27 protein-coding genes, 2 tRNA genes, 1 other RNA gene and 1 pseudogene are annotated in these 24,028 nt (G+C 71.1%); 12 read left to right on the top strand and 19 right to left on the bottom strand.

Features of this window, described 5'->3' with window-relative positions:
- The coding region (locus DLJ59_RS25580; protein ID WP_124775279.1) for a DNA polymerase III subunit gamma and tau at window positions 1-2,240 on the bottom strand (2,240 nt) is incomplete at its 3' end.
- 191 nt (window positions 2,241-2,431) lie between these two features.
- Window positions 2,432-2,521, bottom strand: an RNA gene (ffs, locus tag DLJ59_RS25575) — signal recognition particle sRNA small type.
- An 82-nt stretch (window positions 2,522-2,603) separates the two neighbouring features.
- Between ffs and DLJ59_RS25570 the strand changes: the two genes are divergently transcribed.
- Window positions 2,604-2,688, top strand: a tRNA-Ser gene (locus DLJ59_RS25570).
- Window positions 2,689-2,757: 69 nt separating this feature from the next.
- On the opposite strand, the gene DLJ59_RS25565 is transcribed toward DLJ59_RS25570, so the two are convergent.
- From DLJ59_RS25565 to DLJ59_RS25550, 5 genes are all read right to left on the bottom strand, one after another.
- Window positions 2,758-3,390: a pentapeptide repeat-containing protein gene (locus tag DLJ59_RS25565; RefSeq protein WP_158630909.1), complete on the bottom strand. Its 633-nt coding sequence runs from the start codon at window positions 3,388-3,390 to the stop codon at window positions 2,758-2,760.
- A gap of 22 nt (window positions 3,391-3,412) precedes the next feature.
- Window positions 3,413-4,117 carry a hypothetical protein gene (locus DLJ59_RS36450; RefSeq protein ID WP_158630908.1) on the bottom strand — a complete coding sequence of 235 codons (705 nt, stop codon included), beginning with the start codon at window positions 4,115-4,117 and terminating at the stop codon, window positions 3,413-3,415.
- Window positions 4,118-4,127: 10 nt separating this feature from the next.
- Window positions 4,128-4,664, bottom strand: coding sequence for a WXG100 family type VII secretion target (locus tag DLJ59_RS25560; protein WP_244236227.1), 537 nt, complete (start codon window positions 4,662-4,664; stop codon window positions 4,128-4,130).
- 161 nt (window positions 4,665-4,825) lie between these two features.
- Window positions 4,826-5,152, bottom strand: a complete 327-nt coding sequence (locus DLJ59_RS25555) for a hypothetical protein (RefSeq protein ID WP_124775273.1) — start codon at window positions 5,150-5,152, stop codon at window positions 4,826-4,828.
- A gap of 4 nt (window positions 5,153-5,156) precedes the next feature.
- A complete protein-coding gene (locus DLJ59_RS25550) occupies window positions 5,157-5,594 on the bottom strand; it encodes a YbaB/EbfC family nucleoid-associated protein (RefSeq protein WP_124775271.1) in 438 nt (145 codons plus the stop codon).
- A 127-nt stretch (window positions 5,595-5,721) separates the two neighbouring features.
- On the opposite strand from DLJ59_RS25550, the gene DLJ59_RS25545 reads away from it, so the two are divergent.
- From DLJ59_RS25545 to DLJ59_RS25535, 3 genes are all read left to right on the top strand, one after another.
- Complete coding sequence (locus tag DLJ59_RS25545; protein ID WP_124775269.1) at window positions 5,722-6,558, top strand: class I SAM-dependent methyltransferase; 837 nt, start codon at window positions 5,722-5,724, stop codon at window positions 6,556-6,558.
- A gap of 356 nt (window positions 6,559-6,914) precedes the next feature.
- Complete coding sequence (locus tag DLJ59_RS25540; RefSeq protein ID WP_124775267.1) at window positions 6,915-7,469, top strand: hypothetical protein; 555 nt, start codon at window positions 6,915-6,917, stop codon at window positions 7,467-7,469.
- A 93-nt stretch (window positions 7,470-7,562) separates the two neighbouring features.
- On the top strand, window positions 7,563-8,057 hold the full coding sequence (locus tag DLJ59_RS25535; RefSeq protein WP_208648836.1) for a hypothetical protein: 495 nt from the start codon (window positions 7,563-7,565) through the stop codon (window positions 8,055-8,057).
- 108 nt (window positions 8,058-8,165) lie between these two features.
- Here the strand turns inward: DLJ59_RS25535 and DLJ59_RS25530 are convergent, their stop codons facing one another.
- Window positions 8,166-8,798 (bottom strand): TetR/AcrR family transcriptional regulator, encoded by a 633-nt coding sequence (locus tag DLJ59_RS25530; RefSeq protein WP_124775263.1) that lies wholly within the window; start codon window positions 8,796-8,798, stop codon window positions 8,166-8,168.
- 130 nt (window positions 8,799-8,928) lie between these two features.
- Here DLJ59_RS25530 and DLJ59_RS37025 point away from each other — a divergent pair, with 130 nt between their 5' ends.
- Together DLJ59_RS37025 and DLJ59_RS25520 are read left to right on the top strand one after the other, a co-directional pair.
- Window positions 8,929-9,387: an LLM class oxidoreductase gene (locus DLJ59_RS37025; RefSeq protein WP_244236226.1), complete on the top strand. Its 459-nt coding sequence runs from the start codon at window positions 8,929-8,931 to the stop codon at window positions 9,385-9,387.
- Between the two features lie 54 nt (window positions 9,388-9,441).
- Window positions 9,442-10,191 (top strand): SDR family oxidoreductase, encoded by a 750-nt coding sequence (locus tag DLJ59_RS25520; protein WP_124775261.1) that lies wholly within the window; start codon window positions 9,442-9,444, stop codon window positions 10,189-10,191.
- A 56-nt stretch (window positions 10,192-10,247) separates the two neighbouring features.
- Here the strand turns inward: DLJ59_RS25520 and DLJ59_RS25515 are convergent.
- A tRNA-Ser gene (locus DLJ59_RS25515) sits at window positions 10,248-10,334 on the bottom strand.
- 75 nt (window positions 10,335-10,409) lie between these two features.
- Between DLJ59_RS25515 and deoD the strand changes: the two genes are divergently transcribed.
- On the top strand, window positions 10,410-11,117 hold the full coding sequence (gene deoD, locus DLJ59_RS25510; protein WP_124775259.1) for a purine-nucleoside phosphorylase: 708 nt from the start codon (window positions 10,410-10,412) through the stop codon (window positions 11,115-11,117).
- Between the two features lie 149 nt (window positions 11,118-11,266).
- On the opposite strand, the gene DLJ59_RS25505 is transcribed toward deoD, so the two are convergent.
- From DLJ59_RS25505 to DLJ59_RS25490, 4 genes are read right to left on the bottom strand one after another with little or no spacing between them, the layout of a single operon-like run.
- Entirely contained in the window at window positions 11,267-12,466 is a 1,200-nt protein-coding gene (locus DLJ59_RS25505; protein ID WP_124775257.1) for an ABC transporter permease, read from the bottom strand.
- A complete protein-coding gene (locus tag DLJ59_RS25500; RefSeq protein WP_208648838.1) occupies window positions 12,466-13,149 on the bottom strand; it encodes an ABC transporter ATP-binding protein in 684 nt (227 codons plus the stop codon). Before DLJ59_RS25500 ends, DLJ59_RS25505 begins: the two co-directional genes overlap by 1 nt.
- Window positions 13,150-13,157: 8 nt before the next feature.
- Window positions 13,158-14,243 carry an efflux RND transporter periplasmic adaptor subunit gene (locus DLJ59_RS25495; protein ID WP_124775253.1) on the bottom strand — a complete coding sequence of 362 codons (1,086 nt, stop codon included), beginning with the start codon at window positions 14,241-14,243 and terminating at the stop codon, window positions 13,158-13,160.
- Complete coding sequence (locus tag DLJ59_RS25490) at window positions 14,240-14,764, bottom strand: hypothetical protein (RefSeq protein ID WP_124775251.1); 525 nt, start codon at window positions 14,762-14,764, stop codon at window positions 14,240-14,242. The genes DLJ59_RS25495 and DLJ59_RS25490 overlap by 4 nt, the downstream gene beginning before the upstream one ends.
- A gap of 129 nt (window positions 14,765-14,893) precedes the next feature.
- Here DLJ59_RS25490 and DLJ59_RS25485 point away from each other — a divergent pair, with 129 nt between their 5' ends.
- Together DLJ59_RS25485 and DLJ59_RS25480 are read left to right on the top strand one after the other, a co-directional pair.
- Window positions 14,894-15,550, top strand: coding sequence for a response regulator transcription factor (locus DLJ59_RS25485; RefSeq protein ID WP_030328157.1), 657 nt, complete (start codon window positions 14,894-14,896; stop codon window positions 15,548-15,550).
- The gene (locus DLJ59_RS25480; RefSeq protein ID WP_124775249.1) at window positions 15,547-16,701 is read left to right on the top strand and encodes a sensor histidine kinase; all 1,155 of its coding nucleotides are present in this window, start codon (window positions 15,547-15,549) and stop codon (window positions 16,699-16,701) included. Before DLJ59_RS25485 ends, DLJ59_RS25480 begins: the two co-directional genes overlap by 4 nt.
- 14 nt (window positions 16,702-16,715) lie before the next feature.
- On the opposite strand, the gene DLJ59_RS25475 is transcribed toward DLJ59_RS25480, so the two are convergent.
- The 4 genes from DLJ59_RS25475 to DLJ59_RS25465 all read right to left on the bottom strand — a co-directional run bounded on the left by DLJ59_RS25475 (window position 16,716) and on the right by DLJ59_RS25465 (window position 18,528).
- Window positions 16,716-17,162, bottom strand: a complete 447-nt coding sequence (locus DLJ59_RS25475; protein WP_208648837.1) for a nucleoside deaminase — start codon at window positions 17,160-17,162, stop codon at window positions 16,716-16,718.
- Window positions 17,163-17,307: 145 nt separating this feature from the next.
- Entirely contained in the window at window positions 17,308-17,835 is a 528-nt protein-coding gene (locus DLJ59_RS25470) for a tRNA adenosine deaminase-associated protein (protein WP_124775245.1), read from the bottom strand.
- Window positions 17,836-17,952: 117 nt separating this feature from the next.
- The gene (locus tag DLJ59_RS36680; RefSeq protein ID WP_167493094.1) at window positions 17,953-18,120 is read right to left on the bottom strand and encodes a hypothetical protein; all 168 of its coding nucleotides are present in this window, start codon (window positions 18,118-18,120) and stop codon (window positions 17,953-17,955) included.
- 111 nt (window positions 18,121-18,231) lie between these two features.
- On the bottom strand, window positions 18,232-18,528 hold the full coding sequence (locus DLJ59_RS25465) for a hypothetical protein (protein WP_244236228.1): 297 nt from the start codon (window positions 18,526-18,528) through the stop codon (window positions 18,232-18,234).
- A gap of 157 nt (window positions 18,529-18,685) precedes the next feature.
- On the opposite strand from DLJ59_RS25465, the gene DLJ59_RS25460 reads away from it, so the two are divergent.
- Together DLJ59_RS25460 and DLJ59_RS25455 are read left to right on the top strand one after the other, a co-directional pair.
- Window positions 18,686-19,447: a M23 family metallopeptidase gene (locus tag DLJ59_RS25460; RefSeq protein ID WP_124775241.1), complete on the top strand. Its 762-nt coding sequence runs from the start codon at window positions 18,686-18,688 to the stop codon at window positions 19,445-19,447.
- Window position 19,448: 1 nt separating this feature from the next.
- A complete protein-coding gene (locus DLJ59_RS25455) occupies window positions 19,449-20,522 on the top strand; it encodes a PHP domain-containing protein (protein ID WP_124775239.1) in 1,074 nt (357 codons plus the stop codon).
- Between the two features lie 111 nt (window positions 20,523-20,633).
- Here the strand turns inward: DLJ59_RS25455 and DLJ59_RS25450 are convergent, their stop codons facing one another.
- A complete protein-coding gene (locus DLJ59_RS25450; RefSeq protein ID WP_124775237.1) occupies window positions 20,634-21,614 on the bottom strand; it encodes a DMT family transporter in 981 nt (326 codons plus the stop codon).
- A 130-nt stretch (window positions 21,615-21,744) separates the two neighbouring features.
- Between DLJ59_RS25450 and DLJ59_RS25445 the strand changes: the two genes are divergently transcribed.
- The gene (locus tag DLJ59_RS25445) at window positions 21,745-23,415 is read left to right on the top strand and encodes a DUF885 domain-containing protein (RefSeq protein WP_124775235.1); all 1,671 of its coding nucleotides are present in this window, start codon (window positions 21,745-21,747) and stop codon (window positions 23,413-23,415) included.
- Window positions 23,416-23,505: 90 nt separating this feature from the next.
- Here the strand turns inward: DLJ59_RS25445 and DLJ59_RS25440 are convergent.
- A pseudogene (locus tag DLJ59_RS25440) lies at window positions 23,506-24,028 on the bottom strand (DUF6114 domain-containing protein); the annotation flags it as partial.

Genomic DNA, 24,028 nt, shown 5'->3' with positions numbered 1-24,028 from the left:
GACGCAGCGTTCGCGCCAGACGCAGCGTTCGCGCCAGACGCAGCGTTCGCGCCAGACGCAGCGTTCGCGCCAGACGCAGCGTTCGCGCCAGACGCAGCGTTCGCGCCAGACGCAGCGTTCGCGCCAGACGCAGCGTTCGCGCCAGGCGCAGCGTTCGAGCCAGGCGCAGTGCTGAAGCCGGGCGCCGCGCTCGAACTTGGCGCAGCGTTCGAGCCTGGCGCAGCGTTCGAGCCTGGCGCAGCGTTCGAGCCTGGCGCAGCGTTCGAGCTGGGCGCGACTGGCGGCGCGCTCGTCGGACCGGCGGCAGCAGTCGGGGTCGCGGCGTTCGGCGCGGCGGGTCGGGTGGGTGCGGCGGGTTGCGAGCGCGGCGGGCCGGACAGTGACGCGCCACCGCGCTCGCCGGCCACCTCGCACCGGATCTGCCAGCGCCCGCCCAACTCCTCGTAGAGCGCGTCGGTGAGCACCGCCGCGTGGTCGGCCATCATCTTGGCCAGCACTGTGGACTTCACCGTCAGCACCAGCATGTCGCCGTCGAGTTCACGGACCACCGCGTCGCGCATCAGGGCGGCGATCCGCTTGTTGGTCCGGTTGACCTTGCCGACCACGTCGGGCCAGACGCGGCGGACCGCGACAGCGTCCAGCGCGGCGGCCGGTGCCCCCGGGCGGGGCGGCGCGGGCGTCGCCGGGTCGGGAAGCACCGCCGACGGTGGCACCACGCGACGTGGGGCCGGCCCGGCGGGCGAGACGGGAACGGTCGGGTCAGCGGCTGCCGACCCGGTCGACGCACCGGGTGACGCCGGGATCGGCGAGTCGGCCGCCGAGACGTAAGAGGCCGGTGCGCCGGAGGTCGGAGCGCCCGGGGCGGGTGCAGCCGTGGCCGAACCAGCCGTGGCCGAGGCACCCGAGGCCGCAGCGCCCCGGGTCGGGGACGCCGCCGGGTCGACCGCCCACGGCGGTGCGGAGGTCGGGGCGTTCGCCGGGGTGGCGGCAGCCGGGACCGGGGTGGCTGGCTGTGGGCGTACCCCTGGGTGGTTGGCGGGCGCGGAGCCCGCGGCGGCCGACGGCGCGTCGGTGCCGCCCAGGGTGAGCCGGCGTTCCATCCGTTCCAGGCGCTGGAGGAGGCCGCCGGTGGAGTCGTCCACGCCGGGCAGCAGCATCCGGGCGCAGATCAGCTCCAGCAGCAGGCGGGGCGCGGTGGTGCCGCGCATCTCCACCAGGCCGTCGTGCACGATGTCGGCGCAGCGGGAGAGCGTGGCCGGGCCGAGCTGGGAGGCCTGGGCGGCCATCCGCTCGATCTGGTCGGCCGGGCCGTCGATCAGGCCCTTCGCGGCGGCGTCCGGCACCTGCTGGATCACGATCAGGTCGCGCAGCCGTTCCAGCAGGTCGGAGGCGAACCGGCGCGGGTCGTGCCCGGCCTCGGCGACCCGGTCGACGGTGGCGTACGCGGCGGCGCCGTCCCCGGCGGCCAGCGCGTCGCACATCTCGTCGATCAACGCGGCGTCGGTGACCCCGAGCAGGGCTGCGGCCCGTGCGTAGGTGACCCCCTCCGGGCCGGCACCGGCCATGAGCTGGTCGAGCACGGAGAGGCTGTCCCGGGCGCTGCCGCCGCCGGCGCGGACCACCAGTGGGAAGACCGCCGGCTCGACGGCGACGCCCTCGGCCTGGGTGAGCTGCTCCAGGTACGGACGGAGCACCTTCGGCGGGATCAGCCGGAAGGGGTAGTGGTGGGTCCGCGACCGGATCGTGCCGAGGACCTTCTCCGGCTCGGTGGTGGCGAAGATGAACTTGACGTACTCGGGAGGCTCCTCGACCAGCTTGAGCAGGGCGTTGAAGCCCTGGGTCGAGACCATGTGCGCCTCGTCGATGACGTAGATCTTGAAGCGGCTGCTGGCCGGCGCGAAGAAGGCGCGCTCGCGCAGCTCGCGGGCGTCGTCGACACCACCGTGGCTGGCCGCGTCGATCTCGATCACGTCGATCGAACCGGCGCCGTCGGTGGCCAGCGAGCGGCAGGACTCACACTTGCCGCACGGCTCCGGGGTGGGGCCCTGCTCACAGTTGAGCGATCGGGCCAGGATCCGGGCGCTGGAGGTCTTGCCGCAGCCGCGCGGGCCGGAGAAGAGGTAGGCGTGGTTGAGCCGACCGCTGCGCAGCGCCTGCGACAGCGGCTCGGTCACGTGCTCCTGACCGATGACCTCAGCGAAGGTACGCGGCCGGTACTTGCGGTAGAGCGCCAGCGTCACTCGTCCCGCCTCCTCTCGACCGAGCCATTCTGCGCCGGTCGGGCGCGGGTGACCACCCACCCCGCCGGGCATCATGGGTTGCCCCGGGTTGCCGCGCTTGATCGACTCGGCTTCCTGGAAATCGGGGTGTCCGCTTACCCGGGATAACCCGACATCACGGATGTCGAGTGGATCAACCGGCCCACAGACAAAAAGGCCTCCCGTGCACCCGGCAGAGCTCGCTTATCCTTGCTGCCTTCCGGCCCTGGGGAGGTTCACGAGATACCGCCGCACGGGAGGTGACGCCCAGCCTACCCGACCGCCCGTCGATCTTCAGGGGGTGGTGGGGTGGCCCGGCCGACAGGGGCCTGTATCCTGGCTCGCGGAGGATTCGCCTAGAGGCCTAGGGCGCACGCTTGGAAAGCGTGTTGGGTTTACACCCTCACGAGTTCGAATCTCGTATCCTCCGCTCGCTGAGCAGCACGAACGACAGGGCCGGCCCCACTGGGACCGGCCCTGAGTCGTCTGCGCGGTGGGGTCAGCCCACCACCTGGACGTGCTCCGCGCCCTGCCCCGAGAACCACGCCTCCAGCTCCGCGCCGCCGAGGGCCCGGGTCGCCCCTTCGTCGACGAGGACCGGGCCGACGACGGCACCCTTCGCGCCCTCGAACTGGCTGCCGAACATCCTCGCGCCGGTCAGCACCGTCGGCATGCTCGTGCTGCCGAGCGTGCACCAGCGCAGGCTGGCCAGCTCCAGATTGGCGCCGCGCAGATCGGTCTTGTAGAGCTTGGCGGAATTGAGAATGGCGTGGCGGAGATCCGCCCCTTCCAGAACCGCATCGTCGAGTTGCACCGCGAACAGCCGAGCCGACCGGAACAACGCTTTACCGGCCGAGCAACCGACCATTTCCGCCTTGGCCAGGTCGGCGAAGGAGAAATCCGCGCCCTGCAACTCGGCGTTGCTCAGGTTGGCGTCGCCGAGGTTGGCCTCCTCGAACCGGACGCCGACCAGGTGGGAATTGGCGAGATAAGCGCCGATCAGGTCGAGACGGCTGAGGTCCGCACCGCGAAAATCAAGAAAATCCCCCGACAGGTACGCCGTTGCCGACGTGTCGGCGAACCACTCCTCCAGCGCTTCCCGCGCGTCGGGGCTGTCCGGCCAACGGATCACGTCGCCGCTGGCCCGCTTGTACTTACTCATTGTCGAACACCACCTTGCCGTCCCACTCCGGTCGATCAGCGACCCGCGCCCTGAGATCGGCCAACGCGCTCGGCGACAGGCTCCGGGTGTTGAGAATGACGTTCTGTCCACCAGCGACCTCGTCGGCGAGTTTCTGCTCGAACTCCTCGCCATCGTAGCGGCCCTTCATACCCTCGGGCATCGGCTCACCAGCCCGCCGACCGGCGGGGAACAAATCGTTGGGCGACTTGACGTCCCAGTTCTGTCCCTCGGAATCGAAGAACTCACCCTGATCCTTCTGGAATGCGGGATCCGAGTTGTCGAGTTCGGCCCGCCGAATGGGCCCAGGGATCTTCCCATCCGCCTCGGCCGCCAGCCCGACCTCGGCCTCGATCCGGGACTTCGCGCTGATGTTGCCTTTGTGGGCCGGGTCGGTGGCGAGTTCCTCCAGCCGCCGGTCGTACTCGGGGGTGCCGGGCTTGGGGCTCTGGTAACCGTCGTCCCCGGCGGGCGGACGGCCCGGTGGGTCGCCGGAGTCGCCGCCCGGCCGACCGAGCTTGAACTCCTCGGCGGCGAGATCCTGCCCGCCGGTGACGGTCTCGGGCACCTCGCTGGAGCTGCGGCGACGCTGCCCGGGGATGTCGCTGTCGCCGTCACCCGGCCGCGACGTCGTTCCGCCGTCACCGTTCCCGCCGGGGGGCGTCTTGGGCTTCGCCATCGTCTTCGCCCTAGCCGTTCAGCAGCTTGGACAGGTTGGTGAGGCTGGAGATCAGCGCGCCGACGTACGTCAGGATGCGTCCGGCCCACTTGACGACGGCCGCCACGATCGACGCCGCGATCGCCGGGATGGTGACCACGAAGATCGCCTCGACCGCCCACACGATCACGCGCGCCACCAGGTCGGCGATGAGGTCGCGGACGACGTCGCGGGTGAACGCCACCAGGTTCCCGGCGGCCTGGGTCGCGGCGGCCATCGCGGCGGAGATACCGCTCAACGCGTCAATCCCGGTGACGTTGTGCGCCATCAACGCCTGGTACGCCGTGGCGGCCTGCCCCTGCCAGCCGGGCATGTCCACCCCGAGGTGGGTCTTCAGGTCGGTGGCCATGCTCTCCAGTTCGGCGGCCATGTTGTTCCAGGTCGCCGCGTGTGAGGCCACCACGTCGGGCATACCGGTGAGTTGGTCGAGGATTTCGCGCAGCGGCTCGAAGTACTCCATCGCCCAGCCCAGCCCGTTGGCGAGCAGGGCACTGAAAGGGTCCAGCACCGTCGCGACGGCCTCGACGCCGAACGCCGCACCGGCCAGCAGGTCGTCGACCCAACCCTCGCTGTGGATGGCGTCGACGAGACCTTGGAAGCTGTCCGCGGCTGCCGCGCCGGTCCAGGGCTTGCGGGTGGACTGGACGTCGGCGATCAGCGACGCGTCGGTCAGGACGCCGTGTCCAGTTGGCTGCCGACCTTGCGGATCGTGTTGTCGGAGTCCACATCGGCGTTGGCGTAGTTGTCGGCGGTCGTGCCCAACCCCTTCACCACCAGGGACAGGTTCTCCTCGGCGTAGGCGATCAGCTCGTCCTGCCGACTGTGCCTACCCTCCAGGATTCCGGAGATCCACCCACACAACAGCCCGTACGCGGCGTCGTCCTGGGTGATGTGCGCGCTGGCGTCTCTGACCGCGCCGAAGCGGGCGCGCAGCGCCTCGATGTTGCGCGCGTGCTGGCGGATCTGTTCGGCGTCGACCTCGAACCCGCCGCTCACCGACTCACCACCGGCCGTGCTGCTCGTCCGGGCCACCCGCCGCGGGCTCGGCATCGCGCAGTTGCTGCCCGACGCGCTCGGCGATCGCCCGCGCGGCAGGCGAATCGGTGCCCAGGGTGTCGCCGACGATCTCCTGAGCGCGGTCGGCCAGTTGCCGCTTGGCCGCAGCGATCGTGGTCATGATCGTCCGGGCGACGACATCGGGGGCGACCCGTTGCACCCGCTGACCCAGGTGCAGGTCGACAAGCGCGCCCACGGAGTCGACAGTGACCTCCACCAGCCCGTTGCCGTCGGCGACCGTCACCCGCAACTCCTGGATGCGTTCGCTCATCGCGTCGGTGGCGGTCGCCAACTGGTCCAGGCGGCCCTTCCACTCGGCGAGCCGGTCCATGGCACCGCCCGGGTCCAGCAGCCCTCCCGCGTGTGGAACGTCGGCCGTCATGTGTCCCCTCGGTCGCTCAAGGTGATCATGCTTAGCTGGGGGAGATTAACATGAGGGCCTCTGCACGACTGTCCGCCTGGGACGGTGCAACCGTCAGTACGCCCGGTCCTGTGGTCTCATCGACGTCGTGACCGACGCGACGTGGGAGTGGGACGAGACGTTGTACGCGGGCAGCGCCAGCCACTACCGCGTCGGCCGGATGCCCTATCCACCCGGCCTCGCCGAGGCGATCGGCGCGGCACTCGACCTCGATGGCACCGGCAGACTCCTCGACGTCGGCTGCGGGCCCGGATCGTTGACCCTGCTGCTCGCGCCCCTCTTCGAGGCGGCGGTGGGCGTCGACGCGGACCGGGACATGCTCACCGAGGCCCAACGCAGAGCCGACGAGGTCGGGGCCACCAACGTCGAGTGGCGGCACCTGCGGGCCGAGGCCCTACCGGCCGACCTGGGTACGTTCCGGGTGGTCACGTTCGCCCAGTCGTTCCACTGGATGGACCGGCCGCTCGTGGTCGGTCGTGTCCGCGACATGCTCACACCCGACGGGGCCTGGGTCCACGTCGGCGCCAACACGCACCAGGGCGTGACCGGGGACGACCCGCTGCCGTACCCCCGACCGCCCTGGCAGCAGATCGACGAGCTGGTAGCGAGCTACCTGGGGCCGGTCCGCCGGGCCGGGCAGGGGTTGCTGCCGACGGGCACGCCCTCCGGCGAGGGGGAAATCATGCGCGGGGCGGGCTTCACCGGTCCCACCCGAATCACTGTCGAACAGGGCATCGTCGTGGAGCGCTCCGTGGACGAGATCATCTCGGCGGTGTTCTCACTCTCCAGTTCGGCACCACACCTGTTCGCCGACCGGCTCCCGGCGTTCTCGGCGGATCTGCGCCAGCTCTTGACGGCTGCGGCACGGGACGGACGCTTCGCCGAACGGCGACGCGACATCGACGTGGCGATCTGGCGCCCCTGACGCTGCGGTCAGGCGGCCGAGGTCACCTCCTGGTGCTGGAGAACGACGCCGCCCCGGGTGATGTTCCGGAGGCCTCCCGCGACCTGCGCGGGGGCGCCCAGGGCCAGGCTGGCCAGAACAGTTGGGAGAACCAAAAGAGATGCGCTTCGTTGCACAGAGACCCCGTTTCGATAGGCGCCCGGACACCATAGGCAGCCGACCCGGACATCGACATGAGGCGAACGGACAGTGCGGTCACCGATCACCACGGCTGATTCGAGGGCGAGCACGGACGGCGGGTACGGTCCGGGGACCGGCGGGCCCTGCCGCCGTCGTACACATGTTCTATCCACAGCCTGTGGATGGCGGAGGGACAGATGAGTTACCAGCTCAGCGCGGTGGTCGCGGACGCCGAACTGCTCCGCGAACAGACCGCCGAGCTGGATCACGCGGTTCTCGGCGAGCTGCGCCAGGACTTCGCGTTGCTGCCGGTCACCCCACAGTTGGTGATCGAACTGACCGGGTCGTTGCCGGATTTCGCGACCGACGACCGGAGCGCCACACGTCCGTTCGGCCTGGTGTTGTCGACGACGCTGGTCGAGGTGCTGACCCGCTGGTCACAGTCGGGGCCGGTGTCCTATCTGGAGGCGGAGTTCGGTGGTGGCGCGGGATACCAGTCGGCGGCGGTGTGGTTGGGCGGGGCGCTGTCCTGGGGTCCATGCTTCGACGACGAGTTGGACGCGCCGCGCACGCAGTGGCCGATCAACGGGGCACTGACCCGACTCGGCGTCGAGCCCGGCACCTGGATCGACCCGTTCGCCGAACTGGGGTTGCACCTGGAGCGGAACACCGACGGCTGGTTGGCGCACGGGCGGCGTCGACTCAGCGCCGATTACTGGGATGAGCTGGTCGAGCAGTGGGAAAACCAGTAATCCGGCGATCGGCAGCAACCTGAGGGCTCCCGTTCCGTTGGGGGACTGGGGGATTCCATGAAATTGCGACAATTTGCGTTTATTGCCACGTTGATGACGGCTGCCTCGATCGCAGGCAGCGGCGTACCGCCGACCGGGCCGATCCCGGATGGCCGACCCGTCGGCAGCGTGGCAGTCATCGACCTGAACGGCCTGCAGAACATCGAATTTGGTGCCACCGAGGACGAGCTGACCCGACGCGGCATCCTGCGTACCAGCCTGGATGCCTGCGGGCCGGTGCTCGCCGGCCATGACACCGTCAGCCCGGTCTTCATGCAGGACAAACTCGTGCTGCTCTGGGTCGGCGACCCGATGCGGACACCGGAGGGCATAACCGCGGGCTCGCCCGTCGGCCAGATCTGGGACCGCTATCCGGAGGTCAGCCGACTTCGCGCTCCACAGGGGACGCATCGCCTCGACGGGCTGCTCGCCCGCAGCGGCGACCGCGCGTACCTGTTCCTGCACGACGGGCGCACGGTCCGAAAAACCATCGCCGGGTACGCGGACTGGGCTCGCCGCCTCTTCAACGATGGCGTCGGCCCCTGCTGAACCGCCACTCACCGGAAGCCCGACCAGCCGATTGTTGGCTATCGAGCTTCGTCGGCCCGCAACGACTGCTCGATCGGGTGGCGACGCTGCTCGAAGAACGGTGACCGCTCAGACCGGGTCGGTGGCTCGCTCCGGCAGCCGCGCCCCGGACGCGGCGGAGAAACCGGCGAGCGCGATCTCCGCCGCCTGCCGCAGGTCCTCCCGGCTGACTCCGGCCGCGGCATGCACCGCCTGCCCCTCGGTGACGATCATGACGAAGCGGGCGAGCGCGATCGGATCGGCGTGCGCGGGGAGATCGCCCTCGGCGACTGCGCGGGCCAACCGGTCGGCGAGCGCGCCTTCACCGGCCAGCCGACTGCTGGCGAGGAATCCGGCGACTGGTGCGTTCTCGGTGGAGCAGGCGACGCCACCCTGGATCGACAGGCACCCGTGTGGCTTGTCGGGCCGGGTCACGGCGATCACGTTCTCGCGTAGCAGGGTGGCCACCACCTCGTACGCGCTCGGTTGGGCGAAAGCGTCGCGCGCGTACCCCATGTCCCGTTCCGCGTAGCGGGCCACAGCCTTGCGGAAAAGCTCCTCCTTACCGCCGTAGGCGGCGTAGAGGCTGGGCTTGTTGATCCCCATCGCCTCGGTGAGGTCGTTCACCGAGGCGCCCTCGTACCCCTGGCGCCAGAACACCTCCACCGCGCGCTCCAGCGCCTCGTCAGCGTCGAAGCCCCGCGGTCGCCCTCGCTGCGGCACAGCCCACCACCCCTTCCCCGGCACATCCTACCGGCAACGAAAACCGATCGGTACAGAAATTTGCGGACCCGGCCAGAAGTTGCTACGGTCGAATCCTTACCGATCGGTACAGAATTAGCTGGAGGTTGGCGTGACAGCAGAACTGCCCGCACTCGGGCTCTGGAGCACGGAGCTGCGCGGAGCCACCGACCCGACCGACGCTGAACACGGACCCCGGACGGTGCTCGGCTCCGGAGTGAGCAACGCCCACGCCGCAACCCAGGCAGGCCAGGAGTACGGCCGCCCGGTGCAGACGATGGGTCTCTGGCTGGACGCCCTCGACTCCGCGCCTCGGCCGATCCCCGCCCGCCTCGGGTTCACCGACGACGACCTGGTCCCCGGTGGCAGCGACCGGCTCATCGACGCCCTCGTCGGCTGGGGCGGCCTGGATGCGGTGGCCACCCGCGTTCGGGAGCACCTGGACGCGGGCGCGAACCACGTCGCCCTGCACGTGCTGCGACCCGACGTCCCCGATCGGCCGACGCTGCCCCTGCCGCAGTGGCGCGACCTGGCAACTCTCCTGCCGAGCTTCGCCGCCGCAACCCATTGACCACCGGCCCCACCGGCCGGCCGCACGACCACACCCCAACAGAGGAGAACCATCGTGGGACAGCTCGACGGCAAGACCGCTCTCGTGACCGGGGGCACCACCGGCATCGGCCTGGCGACCGCCCGCCGCTTCGCCGCCGAAGGCGCACACGTCTTCGTCACCGGCCGCCGCAAGGGCCCGCTGGACGAGGCCGTAGCCAGCATCGGCCCCAACGCCACCGGCATCATCAGCGATGTTCGCAAGCTCGACGACCTGGACCTGGTGATGCGAGCGATCGAGGAACGGGGCGCCGGACTGGACGTGGTCTTCACCAACGCCGGCGGCGGCGAGTTCCGTCCGCTCGACTCGATCACGGTCGAGCACGTCACCAACACCTTCGACACCAACATCTACGGCACGATCTTCACCGTTCAGAAGGCCCTGCCCCTGCTCAACGAGGGTGCCTCGATCGTGCTGAGCGGCTCGACGGCCGCGAGCAACGGCACCCCGGCGTTCAGCGTCTACGCCGCGTCCAAGGCGGCCGTCCGCTCGTTCGGCCGCACCTGGGCCGCTGAGCTGATCGGCCGGAAGATCCGGGTCAACACCCTGGTGCCCGGCTCGACCGAGACCCCCGGGCTGGCGGGCCTCGCGCCCAGCCCCGGGGAGGCCCCCGGGTTGCTCCAGGCCATCGCCTCGGGCGTGCCCATGCAGCGGATGGCACACCCGGACGAGATCGCCAACGCCGCGCTCTTCCTCGCCTCCGACCAGAGCAGCTTCATGACCGGCGGCGAGCTGTTCATCGACGGCGGCGAGCAACAGCTCTGACGCGAAAACGCCCGGTCGATCCTCGCGGATCGACCGGGCGTTTCTGCATTTCAGAGCGGTGGCGGAGGGATTTGAACCCTCGGAGGGCGTTAACCCTCACACGCTTTCGAGGCGTGCTCCTTAGGCCGCTCGGACACGCCACCGCCGACGAGGGTACAGGACCGCTGGTTCCGACGCCGAACCGGTATCGCCCCGGCCGGCCTGGCAGGATCTTTGTCATGAGTACGCACATCGGCGCGAAGCCGGGCGAGATCGCCGAGCGGGTCCTGATGCCGGGCGACCCCCTGCGAGCCAAGTGGATCGCGGAGACCTACCTCGAGGGCGCCACCTGCTACTCGACGGTCCGGGGCATGCTGGGCTTCACCGGCCGCTGGAACGGCGTCGAGGTTTCCGTCCAGGGCTCCGGCATGGGCATGCCGTCGGCCTCCATCTACGCCCACGAGCTGATCAACGAGTACGGCGTGAAGACGCTGATCCGCGTCGGCTCCTGTGGTGCCCTCAGCACCGACCTGCAACTACGGGACGTGGTGGCGGCGATCGGGTCGTCCACCGACTCGAACATGAACCGGATGCGCTTCGACGGGCTGATCGACTACGCGCCGGTGGCCGATTTCGGGCTGCTGCGTACGTCGGTCGAGGTGGCGGAGCGGCGTGGCATCACCATGCACGTCGGGCCGATCCTGGCGGCGGACGCCTTCTACACCGACCGGCCGGACCTTTACGACACCCTTGCCGAATACGGCGTGCTGGCGGTGGAGATGGAGTCGGCGGCGCTCTACACGATCGCCGCCCGGTTCAAGGCCCGCGCGTTGACCGTGCTGACCGTCAGCGACCACATCAAGACCGGCGAGAAGACCACCTCGGCGGAGCGGGAGCAGACCTTCAGCCAGATGGTCGAGATCGCCCTCGACACGATCATCGCCTGACCTGTTCGGGTGGGGCGGTGTCACCGCCGAGAGCGGTATGACTCAGGGGTATGAACATGCCGCAGAGTCATACCGCTCTTCCGCGTCGTGCCGGGCTCAGCCCGCCACGCCGACCCGGCACGCACGCACCGCGCCGCGCCGGCACTCAGTCAGACGGCGGCCAGCGCCTCGGTCGGTGAGAGGCGAGCGGCGCGCACGGCCGGGTAGAGGCCGGCGAAGCCGCCGATGACCAGTGTGGCACCCACCCCGCCGAGCATCGCCCAGGCCGGCACCACTGTCGGCCAGTGCTGCGACAGCGCGTATCCCGAGGTCACCAGGATGCCCAGCACCACCCCACCGATCCCGCCGAGCGCGGAGAGCAGCAGCGACTCGGCGAGGAACTGGGTCCGGACCTGACCACGGGTGGCCCCGAGTGACCGGCGTAGGCCGATCTCGGCTCGGCGTTCCAGCACCGAGATCACCATGGTGTTCGCCACCCCGACCCCACCGACCAGCAGGGCGACCGCGCCCAGGCCCAGCAACAGGCCGGTGAACGCGTCGTCGGTCGCCTCGGCGGCGGCCAACGCCTCCGAGGGCCGGGACACCTCCACCTCGTTCGGCGCCTCCGGGTTGGCGGTCGCGCCGAGCACCGACCGGACCGCCTCGACCTGCGACTCCTCTGCCCGTGTGTAGACGGTGGTGGGGTGGCCGTCGAAGCCCAGGTACTCGGTCGCCGCCGACCAGCCGATCAACGCCGAGGTGTCCAGCTCCGGGGCGAGAGGTGCGGCGGCGAGGGTTCCGACCACGGTGAACGGCCGCCCACCCAGCCACACCTGCAGCTGCGGGTCGGCCGTGGTGATCCCGAGCCGCTGCGCCGCGGTGGCGCCGAGCACGACCGCCGGGTAGCGGGCGGTCGCCTCGTTGAGCCAGGTGCCGGTGGCCACCTCGGCCCCGACGGTGCCGAGCAGGTCCAGCCGGGCCGCCCGGGTGGCGATGCCGCCGGTCTCCGCCGCCGGAATCCGGTCCGAGCGGTACACCTTGGCGTCGGAGACCTGCCCGGTCGCGGACACCTCGGTCACCGGGCCGATCCGCCCGATCATCGCGATCGACTCCTCGGGCAGTTGCGCGTCCGCACCGAACAGGGTGCTGCCCGGTTCGACGGTGAGCAGGTTGGTGCCGAGCGCGTCGAGCGCCCGGTCCAGTTCGGCCCGGGACGACGAGGAGATGCCGACCACCGCGATCATCGCGGCGATGCCGATCGCGATGCCCAACGCGGAGAGGAACGCCCGCAGCGGACGGGTCCGCAGCCCCACCCCGCCGACGCGCAGCACATCCGCCGGTCCCAGTCGGGCCGGGGTCAGCGTCGCCATCAGCCGACCCCGCCCGACGTGCGGGCCGAGTCGTGCCGGACCGCCCCGTCGCGCATCCGCACCTGCCGGGGAAGGCTTCCCGCGATCTCCCGGTCATGGGTGATCACCACGACGGTGGTCCCGGCCCGGTGCAGGTCGTGCAGCAACTCCAACACCCCGGCACCGGAGTGGGAGTCCAGGTTGCCGGTCGGTTCGTCGGCGAGCAGCACCGCTGGCTCGCCGACCACCGCACGGGCCACGGCGACCCGCTGCCGTTCCCCGCCGGAGAGTTCGTGCGGCCGGTGCCCCAACCGGTGGCCCAGGCCAACCCGGACCAGCGCGGCCTCCGCGCGGTCGCGCCGCCGCCGCAGCGGTACGCCGGAGTAGAGCAACCCGTCGGCGACGTTGTCCACGACCGGAACACCCGGAGCGAGGTGGAACTGCTGGAACACGAAGCCGATCCGGGTGGCCCGCAACGCGGACAGCTCCCGGTCGGTCAGCTTCGCCGCGTCGTACCCGTCGATGAGCACGCTGCCCGACGACGGCCGGTCCAGGGTGCCGATCAGGTGCAGCATCGTCGACTTTCCCGATCCGGACGGGCCGACGATCGCGACCAACTCGCCGTGGCCGATCCGCAGCGACACGTCATCCAACGCGACGACGCCGCCGGTGTACCGCTTGCCGACCCGGTCGAGCACGATCACCTCGCGGCTCACGTCGGCACCACCACCATCGCGCCCTCGGTGATGCCCGTGCCGGTGACCTCCACTCGGCCGCCGGCGAACAACCCGGTGGTCACCGCGAGGACCCGGCTCGTGCCACCCTCGGAGACCTGGACGCCGTAGCCGCCCTCGGCCAGCGCCAACAGCGCCGCCACCGGCACGGTGAGCACGTCGCGGCGCTCCGAGACGGTGAACGTGACGTCCGCGCTGGCCCGGTCGAACCCGGTGAGGGCCTTCGGATCGGTCACTGCGACGGTCACCTCGATCTTCGTCTCGGCGTCGCCGGACTGTCCGTTGGCACCGGCCGTACCGGCCTGGACGACCGTCTCGACGGTGCTGATCGTGCCCGCCACCGCCTGGCCGTCCGGCAGCCGCACGGAGACCTTCGCGTCGCGCTTGGCCAACCGCTGGTCGTCCACATCCAACTCGACTGTGACAACTCGGCTGGTACCGGTGTAGGTCAGCACCGCCTGGCCGGGCTTTGTCAGGTCGCCGACGTCGGCCTGGTGGCTGTCCACCCGGACCTCCCGGTCGGCGTACACGATGCGCCCCGGCTCGACCCGACCGGTCTCGGTCAGACCCAGGTCCTCCTGCCACTCCCGGACCGCGTCCGCGGTGGCGCCGGTGTACTCGTCGTCGACAGTGAAACCGGTGTAGCCCAGCGCGTCGAGGTTCCGCTCGAACTGCGCGACGTCGGCACCGTCCACCCCGGGGGCGAGGGTCCGGTACGCGGGCAGCCCGCCGTAGAGGAGCACCACCTCCTCGTTGTCGACCAGGTAGAGCGCCTTGCCCCGCCGAACCGTCGACCCGGTGGCCGCCAGCGCGGTGACGGTGCCGTTGAGCTTCGCCGTGGCGGTACGCGTGGTGCCGTACCCCAGTTCGCCGTCGGCGGTTTCCGAGTCGGCGAGGGTCTGCCGGGTGACAGTGGCGGTGGCGGGTGGTGCGATGCCGGCCTGGGCGCGTCCTCCGTCGGCACGGCCACCGAAGCCCACTGCGGCGACCACGCCCACCGCGGCGACCAGCAGAACGATGCCTCCGGTCACGGCGGCGCGCAGCCGCGAGCGTCGGATGGTCACCGGCCACCCCCGAACTGCGGTGCGTGCTGCCGGCACTTTTCCAGCGCCGCCTTCATGGCCGGGTCGCCGATGTCGATCGCGTTGTCCCCGGCCCCGATCCGGACCCGTCCGTCGGCGTCCGGGTCCGGGAAGTCGGGCACGCCGTTCTCCCGCATGCACTTGGCCAACGTGCGCATCCGCTCGGCCTGCTCGGGGTTGAGCTGCGGTCCCTGCCCGCCGTTGGGCAGCTTGTCCTGGCACTTCTCCATGGCCGCCTGGACCTTCTGCTGGTCCACGTCCGCGCCGAACCGGAAGCCGGGACGGCCGCCCGCCTCCGGGTCGGGCAGGTCCACCCCGTTCTCCCGCATGCACCTGGCGAAGGCGAGCTGCCGGTCGGAGTCACTGACCGGCGTGCCGCTCGCCGTGGCGTCGGTCTTCGTCCCGCCGGCGGTCGCGACCCCGCCGCCGTCGTCACCTCCCGCGCCGCACCCGGACAACGCCAGGGCGAGCAGGACGGGGATCGCAAGCATCTGTCGTCGCATCATGTCCACCTCCGCTCAGGTCCGGCGCGGTTCGCCGAACGTGGCACCCAGTGCACGGCAGCGGGCGTATCCCCGGCGTTACCGTCGGCGGTTATGCCGCCGTTACGGGACCCCGAGCACCATGGAGGGGTGAGAGTGCTGGTGGTCGAGGACGAGAACGTGCTGGCGGACGCCATCGCCGAGTGGCTGCGTCGAGAATCGTTCGCGGTCGACGTGGCGTACGACGGGGACGCCGCGTTGGAACGGCTCGGCGTCAACGAGTACGCGGTGGTGGTCCTGGACCGGGACCTGCCGGTGGTGCACGGCGACGACGTGTGCCGGGCGATCGTGGATGCGGGCGGGGAGACCCGGGTGCTGATGCTGACCGCGTCGGCGGCGGTCCGGGAGCGGGTGGCCGGGTTGGCGCTCGGTGCCGACGACTACCTGACCAAGCCGTTCGCCCTGGTCGAGCTCTCGGCCCGGGTGCACGCGTTGACCCGCCGGTCTCGTCCGGCGGCGCCGCCGACGCTACGTCGCGCCGGCATCCAGCTCGACCCCGCCCGACACGAGGTACGCCGGGACGACCGGTACGTGGCGCTGTCCCGCAAGGAGTTCGCGGTGCTGGCCGAGCTGCTGCGTGCCGACGGCGCGGTGGTCTCCGCCGAGGATCTGCTGGAACGGGCCTGGGACGAGCACATCGACCCGTTCACGAACGTGGTCCGGGTGACCGTCATGAAGCTGCGCCGCAAACTCGGCGACCCGCCGGTGATCGAGACGGTTCCCGGGGCGGGGTACCAGATCCGATGAAACGCCTGACGATCCGCGCCCGGCTCACCCTCATCTACGGCGGGCTCTTCCTGTTGGCCGGCATCGTCCTGCTCGCCGTCACGTACGTGCTGGTGGATCAGCGGATGCCACAGCCGTTCGGGGTGAGCCTGCGCGACCTGCCCAGGACCACCCCCACGACGCCCACCGGGCAGAACATCGACAACCTGCGCGCCCTGGTGCAGGAGGTGCAGGACGAGGCGAAGCGCAACGCGTTGGAGTCGCTGCTCACCCAGGGCGGCATCGCGTTGATCGTGGTGTCGACGGTGGCGATCGCGTTCGGCTGGTTGCTCGCCGGCCGGGCGTTGCAACCACTGCACCAGATCACCGGAACGGCCCGCCGGATCGCCGGCGCGGACACCGCCGGCCGTGGCCTGCACGAGCGGATCGCGCTGACTGGGCCTCCCGACGAGGTACGCGAACTGGCCGACACGTTCGACGAGATGCTGGAACGACTGGACCGCTCCTTCGACGGGCAGCGCCGGTTCGTGGCGAACGCCTCGCACGAGCTGCGTACCCCGCTGGCGCTCAACCGCGCCCTGGTGGAGTTGGCGGTCACCCGCCCGGACGCCTCGGCCGAGACCCGGCGACTGGGCGAGTCGCTGCTGGCGGTCAACGAACGCCACGAGCGGCTGATCGACGGCCTGCTGACCCTGGCCGACTCGGAGAACGAGCTGACCGAGCGTACGCCGGTCGACCTGGCCGAGGTCTGCGCGCACACCACCGATCAGGCTGGCAGGCAGGCACCCGGCGTGCGGGTACGGCGGGAGCTGGCTCCGGCGCCGACGAGCGGCGACCCGGTGCTGTTGGAGCGGCTCACGTTCAACCTGGTGGAGAACGCGTTGCGGCACAACCTGCCCGCCGACGGTTGGGTGGAGGTGCGTACCGGGCTGGTCGGGGGTCGGCCCACCCTCACGGTGACCAACACGGGCCCGGTCATCCCCGGCTATGACGTCGAGACGATGTTCCAGCCGTTCCGGCGGCTGTCGCGGGAGCGGGTTGTCGGCGCGCGGGGCTTCGGGCTGGGGCTGTCCATCGTCCGCGCGGTGGCCCGCGCCCACGGTGGCATCGCCGAGGCGCAGCCCCGTCCGGCCGGAGGGCTGGTCGTCACGGTCACCCTGCCACCGGCCTGAGCGGCGGCCCGGCCTCAGCGGAAGAACGCGCGCAGGACGGTGGCGGTCTCGGCCTCCAGCACCCCGCCGTAGACCTCGGGGCGGTGGTTGAGCCGACGGTCCCGCAGCACGTCCCAGAGCGAGCCGGCCGCGCCGGTCTTGGGCTCCCACGCGCCGAACACGACGGTGGAGACCCGGGCCAGCACCAGCGCCCCGGCGCACATGGTGCACGGTTCGAGGGTGACCACCAGGGTGCAGCCGTCCAGCCGCCACCGGCCGGTGCGCTCGGCGCCCCGGCGTAGGGCCAGCACCTCGGCGTGGGCGGTGGGGTCGCCGGTCAGCTCGCGCTCGTTGCGTCCGGTGGCCAGCTCGGTGCCGTCCGGGCCGTAGAGCACCGCCCCCACCGGCACGTCGTCGACGTCGGTGCTGACCGTGTCGTCGACGGGTGGACCGGCGACGGCGACCTCCAGGGCGCGGCGCATCCACAGCTCGTGCCGCTGTCGTCGGCCGACCTCGCCCAGGTCGGCCAGGCCCTCGTGGGCGCCGGGCCCGGCGCGGCCCACCGCGCCCGGGGTCGGCTGGCCCGGTCGGATCGACTCCAGCGACGGATCGGTGGCGTCGGCCGGCTCAGACCTCACGCAACTCCTCGACCTCGTCGGCGCAGCCGAGCACCTGGCAGATCTCGGCGGTGACGTCCGCCGGCATCATCCCCTCGTGGGTGCAGAGGGTCAGCAGCTTCTGCGCGGAGATGCCCAGGTTGGCCAGCAGGTCGGCGTCACCGACCGGGTCGGCCTCCGGGTCGACGACGGGCTGCTCGCTCTCGTCGTCACCGGTGCTCACCGGGCGTGGCTCGTCGTCACCGTCGAGCCCGGTGACCGAGGTCTTCAGGTCACCGACCAGCAACGCTCCCAGCTGTGACTCCTCGGCGTACGCGGAGTCCGAACCGAACACCCGCAGGTCCTCGCCCTCGTCCAGGCGCAGGATCACCAGGTACGCGTCGTCAGCCTCAACGAAGAGCAGCGACACGTCGGCCTCCTGGTCGACGTCACGCAGCCGGTCGGCAACCTCGTCGATGTCAGTGGCGCCACGCAAGCTGACCTCGGCGGCGGTCCAGCCACTGTCGTCGCGCACCACGGCCGCAGCGAAGTACGACACGGTCCCCCCAATAGCCCTCGACACAGCGTCGACTCGTTACGCGTGCACGTTAGCCGGTCGGGTCGGCAGGCGACCCGTCAACGCCCCGAAGGGCGGGTCATTCATGACAAAGTCGGCTCAGCCGACGACTCGGCGGCGGGTGGCGATGAGCTGGCGCAGACGCTCGGTGCGCTGCCGCTGCGGTCGGCTGCGCTGGCGGACCGCCCGGGCGCCCGCCAACTCGGCCAGCAACTGCAGGCGACGGCGGCTGCGATCGGGATCCTGCCGGGGAGTGGTCCAGGCCATAGTGCCGAGCGTGCCGAGTCTCGGCGGCCACGTCAAGACGGCGTTCGCTACGCAGCCAACCGGGCACACGGTGCAGTCACCGAGCGCCGTTTGGGGGCCTGTCCGTGCCGGTCACCACAGCGGCCAGTCACCACTGGTGGCCCAGCGGACGGCCACCACGGCGGCGGCGATGCTCCAGCCACCCGCCGTGACGATGGCGACCCCGGTGGCCACCCCTCGGTCGCCGAAGCGGACCAGCACCAGGGCGGTGGCCCAGGCCAGCAGGCCGGCGAACACCGTCCACCACGCGTAGCTGGCCACGTCGGTGCCGAGCAGGCCGAACAGCAGCAGCCAACCGGCCGCCGCGCCGCCGCCGGCGGCGACACCACCGCCGGTGACCGGGTGCGGTTCGCGGTAGGTGGGCCGCATCGGTGGCCCGGAGGGGAAGAGACCCGACGGGGTACGCGGCCCCGGGCGGGCAGCACCGAAATCCGGGCCAGGTTCGGGTCGGGCAATGGTCACCGTCGCTGCCCTCCCTCACGCGTGCCGCTCGTGCCCACGGTACCGGCTCTGCCAGGATGACCGGATGGTCTCGCCGACGATCAGCCGCCGCGCTCGTCCGGCGTACCCGATCCTGCTGCTGCTCGCCCCGGTGCTGGCCGCCGGCTGCGCGACCACCCGGCCGGGGGTGCCCGACGGCGCGGCGCCGACGCCACCGGCGGTCTGGGCGACCGCCGACCAGCCGGGGTCGCCGTCGCAGTCGCCGTCGGCGACCGACCCGAGCCCGCCGGCGCCGTCGTCGGCCCGGCCGTCGGCGACGGCACCCCGCACCGGGCTGAAGCATGTCTTTCCGGTACGCGCCGACGACGTCGACTACCACCCGACGCACGGGGCGTACCCGGCGACGGATCTCTTCGCCGACTGCGGCGAGCCGTTCGTGGCGGTGACCGACGGTACGGTGCTGGAGGTGAGCCGCGTCGACCGGTACCGCAAGCGTGGGCCGCAGGGCCCGGACAACGGCGGCCTGTCGGTCGCCCTGCTCGGCGACGACGGGGTGCGCTACTACGGCTCGCACCTGAGCGCCGTGACCGGCGGCGTCGACGTCGGGGTGCGGGTCCGCGCCGGGCAGCAGCTCGGCAAGGTGGGCCGCACCGGCAACGCGAACAACGTCTGCCATGTGCACTTCGGCATCTCGCCGGGGTGCGCCGGTAAGGACGGTTGGTGGATCCGGCGCGGGGTGATCTGGCCAGCGCGTTACCTGGACTCCTGGCGGCGCGGTGGCAACAAGGAACCAGCCGCCGAGGTCACCGCGTGGCAACGCCGGCACGGCTGCCCGAAGGCGCCCTGACATGGCTCGCGCGAGAGATCCCATCGCCGATCTGCGCCGGATCGCGTTCCTGCTGGAGCGGGCCAACGAGGCCACCTATCGGGTGCGCGCGTTCCGGTCGGCGGCGAAGGCGCTGGCCGGCCTGCCCACGGCAGAGCTGACCGAACGGGCCGGCAACGGCACGCTCACCGAGTTGGCCGGGGTCGGTGACGTGACGGCCCGCTGTGTGGCGGAGTCCCTCGCCGGTGAGGAGCCGGTCTACCTCCGCCGGTTGGTGGCGACCGAGGGCAGCGACCTGGACGCCGAGGCCACGGCGCTGCGCGCCGCCCTGCGCGGCGACTGTCACACCCACTCGGACTGGTCCGACGGCGGCTCACCCATCGAGGAGATGGCGTTGGCCGCTGTGGAGTTGGGCCACGAGTATCTGGTGCTGACCGATCACTCGCCCCGGCTGACGGTGGCCCGGGGGTTGACCGCGGCACGGTTGCGCCAGCAGCTCGACCACGTGGCGCAGGTCAACGCGGCGCTGCCCGAGGGTTTCCGGATCCTCACCGGGATCGAGGTGGACATCCTCGCCGACGGCTCGCTGGACCAGGACGACGACCTTCTGGCGCGGCTCGATGTGGTGGTCGGGTCGGTGCACAGCGGTTTGAAGGACGAGCGGTCGAAGATGACCCGGCGCATGTTGAAGGCGGTCGCCAACCCACATCTGGACATCCTGGGCCACGTCACCGGCCGGATGGTGTCGTCCCGCCCCGCCGGGGTGACCGGTCCGGGCGATCGGGGGCACCGGGCGCGTACCCGGGCGGAGAGCGACTTCGACGCGGACGCCGTCTTCGCCGCCTGCGCGGAGCACGACACCGCCGTCGAGATCAACTCCCGGCCGGAGCGGCAGGATCCGCCGAAGCGCCTGATCCGCCGTGCGTTGGAGGCTGGTTGCCGGTTCGCCATCAACACGGATGCGCACGCCCCCGGCCAGCTCGACTGGCAACGGTTCGGCTGCGAACGCGCCGCTCTTTGCGGCGTCCCCGCCGACCGTGTGGTCAACACCTGGTCGGCAGAGCGGTTGGTGGCCTGGACGCACGACCGCCCCTGATCAGCCCGCCCCTGCCCTTCAGGGCTGATCCACTCGCGTTTCATGAAATCGGGGTGTCCCGGTCCGCCGGACACCCCGATTTCTAGGAAGCCGAGTCGATCAGGTGGTCTGTCAGCGGTGGACGGGTTCGGCGACGGGGGTGGCGGGTGTGCCGACGCCGACGACGGGGCTGGTGCGGCGGCGACCGAACATCCCCTGCGAGACCGCGACCCCGAGCAGCACGATCAGCGCGCCGACCGGTTGGTGCCAGTTGAGTCGCTCGTCGAGCGCCACAGCACCGATCAACACCGCGAAGATCGGGATCAGGTACGTGACGGTGGACGCGGTGCTCGCGCCGGCCACCCGGATGTTGCGCATGTTGATCACGAACGCGAGGCCGGTGCCGAGCGCGCCAAGAGTCAGCACACTTGCCACCACCCCCGCCGACAGCTCGGTGGGCAGCGGCGGCAGACCGGCGACGAAGGGCGTGACGATGGCCAACTGCACGGCGGCGAGCAGCAGTTGCGCGGTGGAGAGCGACAGACCCGAGTACGCGCTGCCGGCGACGAACCGCTTCTGGTACGGGATGGCCACACCGTAGCAGGCCGCCGCGCCGAAGCACATCAACTGCCCGGTGAAGTGCGCCCCGCCGATGCCCTCCCAGACCCCGAGCACCACCAGCACCCCGACGAAGCCGAGCCCGAGCCCGACGGCCCGGCGCGCTGTGAGCCGCTCGGTGCGGAAGACCAGCACCGCCAGCGGCAGCACGATCAGCGGCGTGGTGGCGTTCCAGATGCCGGCCAGCATCGACTCGACCCGCTGCTCGCCGTAGCCGAAGAGGGTGAACGGCACGGCCACACCGAAGGCGGCGACCACGGTCAGGTGCGCCCAGACCCGGGGCTCGCGGGGCAGCCGGTCGCGCAGCACGGCGAGGACCACCAACAGGGTCAGCGCGCCGGCGAGGACCCGGTAGAGGGTGAGTTGAACCGGGTGTAGCTCAGCCACCCCGACCTTGATGAAGAGGAAGCTGGAACCCCAGATCGCGGCGAGCGCGATGAAGCCGGGCAGCCAGGCGCGGACCGGCGCTTTGTCAGGAGTGGTATCGGTGGTCACCCCTGACACTCTGCCGCACTCGTACGACAATGTCGCGCGCCTTTCGGACGTCGCGCCGTGCCCGAACCCGCAGCTCGAACACAACAAACGTCGGCGACAAAGGGGTGGGGTGGTCACGTAGTGTCGCAGCGTGGGACGAATTGATGAACTCGCCAACCGCTACGTGGCCGAGTGGGCGCCGTTGAGCCCCACCGGCGCGACCTTCGTCGGCATCGCCGGCCATGACGATCAACTCGACGACCTGTCGCCCGACGGCTACCGGGCGCGCGCGGACCTCACCCGCCGGACGCTCGCCGAACTGGAGGTGACCGAGCCGGAGACCGAATCGGAACGGACCGCCAAGGAGGCCATGCAGGAACGGCTCGGCCTGGACCTCGCCCGGTACGACGCCGGCGAGGTGACCAGCGAGGTCAGCGTGATCACCAGCGGGCTGCACGAGATCCGCATGGTGTTCGACCTGATGCCCACCGCGACCAGCGACGATCAGGCCAACATCGCCGCTCGACTCAACGGCTTCGGTGCCGCGCTGGAGGGCTACAAGACCACGCTGCGCGAGGCGCTCGCCGCCGGTGCGGTCAGCTCGAAGGTGCAGCTGGTCGAGGTGGCCAAGCAGTGCGACATCTGGGTCGACCCGACCGGGGACAACTTCTTCCACGGGCTGGTCGAGCGGCTGGGGGCGGACGGCACGCTCGGCTCGGAGCTGCGTCGGGGTGCGGCGGCGGCGACCGCGGCGACCGCCGAGTTCGGCCAGTTCCTGCGTACCGAGCTGGCCCCGCACGGGCGGGACAAGCAGGCGGCCGGCCGGGAGCGTTACGAGCTCGCCTCTCAATATTTCCTCGGCGCCAAGGTCGACCTGGACGAGACGTACGCCTGGGGCTTCGCGGAGCTGGCCCGCCTGGAGGCGGAGATGCGCGTCGTCGCGGGGCGCATCGCCGGCTCGGGTGCCACCGTCGACGAGGCCGTGGCCAGGTTGGACGCCGACCCGGCGAGGACCATCCAGGGCAAGGAGGCATTCCGGGACTGGATGCAGGCGCTGGCCGACAAGGCGATCACCGAGCTGCACGGCACCCACTTCGACATCCCGGAGCAGGTCCGCCACATCGAGTGCTGCCTCGCCCCGACCAGCGACGGCGCCATCTACTACACCGGCCCCAGCGAGGACTTCTCCCGTCCGGGTCGGATGTGGTGGGCGGTGCCGCAGGGCATCACCGACTTCTCCACCTGGCGGGAGGTGACCACGGTCTACCACGAGGGCGTGCCGGGTCACCATCTCCAGGTCGCGCAGACCGCCGTCCGGGCCGACCTGCTCAACCGCTGGCAGCGGCTGCTCTGCTGGGTCTCCGGGCACGGCGAGGGCTGGGCGCTCTACTCGGAGCGGCTGATGGACGAGCTGGGTTACCTGGACGACCCGGGCGACAAGCTGGGCATGCTCGACGGCCAGGCGATGCGCGCGGCACGGGTGATCGTGGACATCGGCATGCACCTGGAGCTGGAGATCCCGAAGGACAATCCCTTCGGTTTCCACCCGGGCGAGCGGTGGACGCCCGAGCTGGGCTGGGAGTTCATGCGGGCGCACTGCCGGGTCCCGGACGAGAACCTGCGCTTCGAGCTCAACCGCTACCTCGGTTGGCCGGGGCAGGCGCCGTCGTACAAGGTGGGTGAGCGGATCTGGCTGCAGGCCCGCGAGGACGCCAAGGCCCGCAAGGGCGCTGATTTCGACCTGCGGGAGTTCCACCGGCAGGCGTTGGACCTGGGTGCCCTGGGTCTCGACCCGCTGCGTCGGGCGCTGGCCCGGCTCTGACCCGGCCACGGCCGCGCGCGCCGACGGTACGACGAGTCCGTCGCCGCGCGCGGCCACGCCCGAGCCGAGGATGCTCGCGCGGCCGGCCGATCAGCCGAGGGTGAGCGCCAACGCCGGGCGGGCGGTCAGCGTGTCGCTGGTGACGTACGCCAGGTCGATAGCGGGATCGGTGAACGTGATCGGGATGGGCGAGGTGATCGGAAGGCCGTCCGGTAGCGGCAGGTCCGGCGTCAACGTGATCTTGATGCCGAGCAGTCGGCCGACGAACCGGGTCGCGTAGAAGGCCACGTCGCCCCGGACGGTCAGTTGATTCGTCGCGTACCGCTGGTTGCGCCCTGCGGGGCCGTCGGCCTGCAGCAGGAAGTCGGTGGTCACCGCCTCCCGCATGCTGAACTTCAACACCTTGAGGTCGCCCTGGACGGTGTGCAGGTCGGTGACCCCATCGAACCGCAACCCGGTCATCCGCACCGACGACCCGGTGAGCTTCGACGGCGTCCGGGCCACCGTCGGCAGGCCCGGATCGGCGGCGATACGCGGCAGCGGCTTGCCCGGCTGCACCGTTTCCGGCTGGTCCGGCGTCGGCTTGCCCGGCGTCGGCTTGCCGGGGGCCGGT

It is taken from the genome of Micromonospora inaquosa (assembly GCF_003857055.1).
Lineage (GTDB): Bacteria > Actinomycetota > Actinomycetes > Mycobacteriales > Micromonosporaceae > Micromonospora > Micromonospora inaquosa.
The sequence above is the reverse complement of the archived record's forward strand: the minus strand, read 5'-3'. Positions and strand labels throughout refer to the sequence as shown.

What these genes read in the sequence shown, in the direction of transcription:
- DLJ59_RS36450 (WP_158630908.1), bottom strand. Translation starts at nt 4,117, where the DNA reads ATGGCGAAGCCCAAGACGCCCCCCGGCGGGAACGGTGACGGCGGAACG.
- DLJ59_RS25550 (WP_124775271.1), bottom strand. Translation starts at nt 5,594, where the DNA reads ATGACGGCCGACGTTCCACACGCGGGAGGGCTGCTGGACCCGGGCGGT.
- DLJ59_RS25540 (WP_124775267.1), top strand. Translation starts at nt 6,915, where the DNA reads ATGAGTTACCAGCTCAGCGCGGTGGTCGCGGACGCCGAACTGCTCCGC.
- DLJ59_RS25535 (WP_208648836.1), top strand. Translation starts at nt 7,563, where the DNA reads ATGACGGCTGCCTCGATCGCAGGCAGCGGCGTACCGCCGACCGGGCCG.
- deoD (WP_124775259.1), top strand. Translation starts at nt 10,410, where the DNA reads ATGAGTACGCACATCGGCGCGAAGCCGGGCGAGATCGCCGAGCGGGTC.
- DLJ59_RS25505 (WP_124775257.1), bottom strand. Translation starts at nt 12,466, where the DNA reads ATGGCGACGCTGACCCCGGCCCGACTGGGACCGGCGGATGTGCTGCGC.
- DLJ59_RS25490 (WP_124775251.1), bottom strand. Translation starts at nt 14,764, where the DNA reads ATGCGACGACAGATGCTTGCGATCCCCGTCCTGCTCGCCCTGGCGTTG.
- DLJ59_RS25480 (WP_124775249.1), top strand. Translation starts at nt 15,547, where the DNA reads ATGAAACGCCTGACGATCCGCGCCCGGCTCACCCTCATCTACGGCGGG.
- DLJ59_RS25475 (WP_208648837.1), bottom strand. Translation starts at nt 17,162, where the DNA reads ATGCGCCGCGCCCTGGAGGTCGCCGTCGCCGGTCCACCCGTCGACGAC.
- DLJ59_RS36680 (WP_167493094.1), bottom strand. Translation starts at nt 18,120, where the DNA reads ATGGCCTGGACCACTCCCCGGCAGGATCCCGATCGCAGCCGCCGTCGC.
- DLJ59_RS25465 (WP_244236228.1), bottom strand. Translation starts at nt 18,528, where the DNA reads ATGCGGCCCACCTACCGCGAACCGCACCCGGTCACCGGCGGTGGTGTC.
- DLJ59_RS25460 (WP_124775241.1), top strand. Translation starts at nt 18,686, where the DNA reads ATGGTCTCGCCGACGATCAGCCGCCGCGCTCGTCCGGCGTACCCGATC.
- DLJ59_RS25455 (WP_124775239.1), top strand. Translation starts at nt 19,449, where the DNA reads ATGGCTCGCGCGAGAGATCCCATCGCCGATCTGCGCCGGATCGCGTTC.